Here is a 4,201-nt window from a genome sequence, read left to right on the forward strand (position 1 = left end):
GACGTCACACTGAGTTTGGACTTGAAGCTCGGACCTTCTCTGACCTAAGGGTGTTACACCAAAGACCATATTAAATTGGCAGTAGTATTGAGAATGCTTGGCTGACCTTAACCACATGGTGTCCCATGAGGCGGCGGGAATCGAACCCGCGTCCGCAGATACTCCGCCCTCGGATCTACATGCTTATTTCATCTATTAATTTAACTCAATGCTACCCGATGAACAGGGAAAACAAAGAGCGATCTTGATAAAGTTTTAATCCATCTGTACCAAGCATACGTCAGGACGATCTTGTGAGAGTCGACGCTCGATACCAGACGCACAAGCACGGATCTGGTCGAACGGCATTCACTGGTTCTTAAGCAGCTAGTGCGTAGTTGTTATCGTTAGCAACTAAATTTTTTCCAATCTTTTTTACGAGAGAACTGGAATACTCGGCATGCACCTTAGGTTTTGTCATCCCCGTCGAAACCAGGTCGCCCCCTAAAGCGTTATAACATCTGACATTATAAAGAAGTGTGAGTTTCTCAGCCAGCGTTGTTTATTTCATTTTCAGAATACGGGCTTTATCACGATTCCAATCGCGCTCTTTTTCTGTTGCCCGCTTGTCATGTAATTGTTTACCTTTGGCCAGAGCGATTTGTACTTTCGCCATGCCTTTTTTCCAATACATGTTTAATGGCACTAAGGTGTAGCCCTTGCGATCAACCGAGCCAATTAACTTACTCAGCTCTTTGCGATGCAGGAGTAGCTTTCTGTCCCGCTGCGCTTCGGGTCTGATATGCGTTGATGCTGTTTTAAGCGCGGTAATCAAGGCATTTGCCAGCCAGGCTTCGCCGTTACGGACGTGTATGTAGCTTTCATTAAGCTGAATCTTGCCGTCGCGGAGACTTTTGACTTCCCAACCTTCCAGAACCAGTCCCGCCTCGAATCGATCTTCGATAAAAAAGTCGTGACGCACTTTGCGGTTCACCGCAATCGTATTATCGTCTGATTTCTTTTTATTCTTTTTAACTGCCATCCCCATATTATAAAGCCTTTAGCCTGTATCTTCATTTATTTCTCTATTTTTTAAACTGTGATCGAACTCTAGTTTGTTGATTTAGCAGAGTTCTGGTTACAATCAAAGCAATTTGCATTAATCAGGACGTCAACATGGCAAGACCTTCAACGTCGATACATGGCGAATGGACGACACGCTGGGCATTTATTCTAGCTGCTACAGGTTCAGCGGTAGGGCTTGGCAATATATGGAAATTCCCCTACATCACAGGTGAGAATGGTGGTGGCGCCTTTGTTCTTGTCTATTTGGCCTGCATTGCCGTTATCGGTATCCCGCTCATGATGGCTGAGGTTTTGATAGGCCGTCGTGGTCGACAAAACCCGATGAACAGTCTGCGATCACTGGCTGAAGAGGAAGGAAAGTCTACACACTGGCAATGGCTTGGTGCCATGGGTATTTTGGCCGGCTTTTTTATTCTTTCTTATTACAGTGTTATCGCGGGTCAGGCTATGGCTTACATTCCGCGAACCTTTTTCGGCATTTTTGAGGGTGTGACCCCCGATGGTGCGGCAAGTATTCACAGTGCTTTGGTTTCTGATCCAGAACGCCTGTTAGCCTGGCATACCATCTTTATGCTTTTTACCGTGTTCGTCGTTACACGTGGTGTTCAACGAGGGCTGGAAAAGTCAGTACGCATCATGATGCCGGCTTTGTTCATCATTTTGGTGATGTTGGTTGGCTATGCCGCCAACACAGGTGAGGCGTTCACTCGTAGTGTGCATTTTCTGTTTGACCCCGACTTTTCAAAACTCACCGCCAACAGCATTCTCATCGCCATGGGCCATGCCTTTTTTACGTTGAGTCTGGGTATGGGTGCCATTATGGTTTATGGCTCTTATCTTCCAAAAAACACTTCTATCTTTAAAGTCTCTGTGACTATTTCGATTATGGATACCAGTGTGGCGCTGTTAGCAGGACTCGCTATCTTCCCGCTGGTATTTGCGAATGGGATGGAGCCGGGACAAGGTTCCAGTTTGATTTTCCAGACTTTACCTATCGCCTTTGGCCATATGCCGGGCGGTCAGTTCTTTGGGGGCATTTTCTTCCTGTTACTGGTCTTTGCAGCATGGAGTTCGGCGATCTCTCTGGTAGAACCCATCGTGGCATGGCTGGTGGAAAATAAAGGAATGAAACGATTGAATGCTGCCCTTTTCTCCGGCGCCACAATTTGGTTGTTTGGCTTGCTCACTGTGTTCTCATTCAATATCGGTGAAAACTGGACACTTTTCGGGCAGACTGCATTTGGCTTGCTTGACTATCTGACAGCGAATATCATGTTGCCTTTGGGCGGCCTTTTGATAGCCTTATTTGCTGGCTGGATAATGAAACCGAACAGTGCAGCAGACGAGCTGGCCATGGGCAATGGTCTTGCCTTTAAGTTCTGGCTTATGCTGATTCGTTATGTCACGCCGACCGCGATCATCATCATATTTGCCAACCTGATTGGTCTGTTTGGATAAACTGGGAAGCTAACCTGACTCAATGACAACCATAACTCGAAGTTCTCTGGTGATGTACACACCGGATCAGATGTTTGATCTGGTCAACGATGTAGAAGCCTATCCCCGTTTTTTACCCTGGTGCCGTAACAGTCGCATCCTGAGTAAAAACGAAGATGTTATCTGTGCGTCTCTCGATATTGCTAAAGGGGGGATTCACCATGAGTTTTCTACCCGCAATGTGCTTGACCACGGCAACGCTATTCGTATTGAGTTGATTGATGGCCCTTTCCGTCACCTCGAAGGGCATTGGCAATTCAAACCTATCGGAGACAATCAAGGCTGTCGGGTACAGCTTGATATGGACTTTGAATTCTCTACCCGTCTGTTGGATCTGGCTTTAGGTCCGGTCTTTACTCAAATATCCGGCTCTCTTGTCGACGCCTTTTGTAAACGTGCTCAGGAAATCTATGGAAAACAATGAACATATGCTGATTGAGGTAGCGTATGCCTTGCCTGATGAACAACTCATTCTGGAAGTTGAAGTTCCCTCAGACAGCACTGTCGAAGACGCTATTAAACGCTCAGGCATTCTTGAACGTTACCCACAGATTGATCTGGCAACCGACAAAGTCGGTATCTTTGGCAAAATGTGTAAATTGAATGCCAACCTTAAAAATAAAGATCGGATAGAGATTTACCGGCCTTTGATTGCCGATCCAAAAGAATCACGTCGTCAGAAAGCGGAAATGGCGAAGAAAAACAAAGCCGCTAAGGACTAAGCTCTGCGTTTATACACCGCTTGAGATTCAAGTAATGTCATTTCATCATTGGTAAAACCGGCTTCAAGGCGGGCTTCGGTGTGAAATGGGCCTCGTATTTCGCCGTTAAAGTAGGTTTCAAGCAATTCTTTAAACGTGGTAAACGGGTCCCTATCTCGCTGTTTACAGAGAAAGTTAAACCAGTCTGTACCGACTTTTACATGCCCGACTTCTTCACGCAGAATCAGCTCCAGAATCTCAACAGCGCGAAAATCACCCGACTTACGCAGCTTGTTCATCATTGAGGGTGTCACATCAAGACCCCGCGCTTCGAGCACTCGAGGCACTAATGCCATCCGTGTGAGTGGATCATGATGCGTTTTCTGCGCCATTTCCCACATGCCGTCATGGGCCGGAAAATCACCATAACTAAACCCCATCGTTTTTAAATGCGTATCCAGCATTTCAAAATGGGTTGATTCTTCATAGGCGACCTGTAACCAGTCGTGATAATACGCTTCAGGCATATCAGCAAAGCGGGCAAGTGCATCCAGCCCCAGATTAATCGCATTGAACTCAATATGGCATATCGCATGGATCAGCGTTGCATGACCCGTTTGTTGGTTATTTCGTCGCCGCGGCAAATCTCGTGGTGAGACTAGTTGAGGCCGTTCAGGTCTGCCTGGTACATCGGGTACATCCAATTGCTGTCGGCTGAGCGAAATACCCTGCGTTTTGGCTGCGTTATGTAATGCTTGGGTCGCCTGCGCTTTTTGCCAGGGATCAGCTATTAATAAGCAGGCCAGTGCCTCTTCCCGAATGGATATAGCTTTACCCATCTAACCGGACTCTTGGATCCACCAACGTGTAGGAAATATCGGTCAATAACAGTCCGACGATGTAAAGCACCGACCCCAGGAAAACCATGGCCCTGACTA

At 46.8% G+C, this 4,201-nt stretch carries 5 protein-coding genes, 1 other RNA gene and 1 pseudogene; 3 read left to right on the forward strand and 4 right to left on the reverse strand.

Annotated elements, in window-relative coordinates; all coding sequences use genetic code 11:
• Nucleotides 1-126: 126 nt before the first annotated feature.
• Together ssrA and smpB are read right to left on the reverse strand one after the other, a co-directional pair.
• Nucleotides 127-484, reverse strand: a transfer-messenger RNA (tmRNA) gene (gene ssrA / locus ACTF5U_RS08330).
• 57 nt (nucleotides 485-541) lie between these two features.
• Entirely contained in the window at nucleotides 542-1,021 is a 480-nt protein-coding gene (gene smpB / locus ACTF5U_RS08335; protein ID WP_438971209.1) for an SsrA-binding protein SmpB, read from the reverse strand.
• 134 nt (nucleotides 1,022-1,155) lie between these two features.
• Between smpB and ACTF5U_RS08340 the strand changes: the two genes are divergently transcribed.
• The 3 genes from ACTF5U_RS08340 to ACTF5U_RS08350 are packed head-to-tail and all read left to right on the forward strand — an operon-like array spanning nucleotide 1,156 to nucleotide 3,284.
• Nucleotides 1,156-2,523 carry a sodium-dependent transporter gene (locus ACTF5U_RS08340; protein WP_438971171.1) on the forward strand — a complete coding sequence of 456 codons (1,368 nt, stop codon included), beginning with the start codon at nucleotides 1,156-1,158 and terminating at the stop codon, nucleotides 2,521-2,523.
• Nucleotides 2,524-2,545: 22 nt separating this feature from the next.
• Complete coding sequence (locus tag ACTF5U_RS08345; protein ID WP_438971172.1) at nucleotides 2,546-2,986, forward strand: type II toxin-antitoxin system RatA family toxin; 441 nt, start codon at nucleotides 2,546-2,548, stop codon at nucleotides 2,984-2,986.
• The gene (locus ACTF5U_RS08350) at nucleotides 2,973-3,284 is read left to right on the forward strand and encodes an RnfH family protein (RefSeq protein ID WP_438971173.1); all 312 of its coding nucleotides are present in this window, start codon (nucleotides 2,973-2,975) and stop codon (nucleotides 3,282-3,284) included. Before ACTF5U_RS08345 ends, ACTF5U_RS08350 begins: the two co-directional genes overlap by 14 nt.
• Here ACTF5U_RS08350 and ACTF5U_RS08355 read toward each other — a convergent pair.
• Both ACTF5U_RS08355 and ACTF5U_RS08360 read right to left on the reverse strand, forming a co-directional pair.
• The gene (locus ACTF5U_RS08355; protein ID WP_438971174.1) at nucleotides 3,281-4,102 is read right to left on the reverse strand and encodes a ferritin-like domain-containing protein; all 822 of its coding nucleotides are present in this window, start codon (nucleotides 4,100-4,102) and stop codon (nucleotides 3,281-3,283) included. The two genes, ACTF5U_RS08350 and ACTF5U_RS08355, sit on opposite strands and share 4 nt — an antisense overlap.
• Nucleotides 4,095-4,201, reverse strand: a pseudogene (locus ACTF5U_RS08360) (ABC transporter permease); the annotation flags it as partial. The pseudogene ACTF5U_RS08360 and the gene ACTF5U_RS08355, both read right to left, overlap by 8 nt.

This window comes from Methylophaga sp. (assembly GCF_965655755.1).
Taxonomy (GTDB): Bacteria; Pseudomonadota; Gammaproteobacteria; order Nitrosococcales; family Methylophagaceae; genus Methylophaga.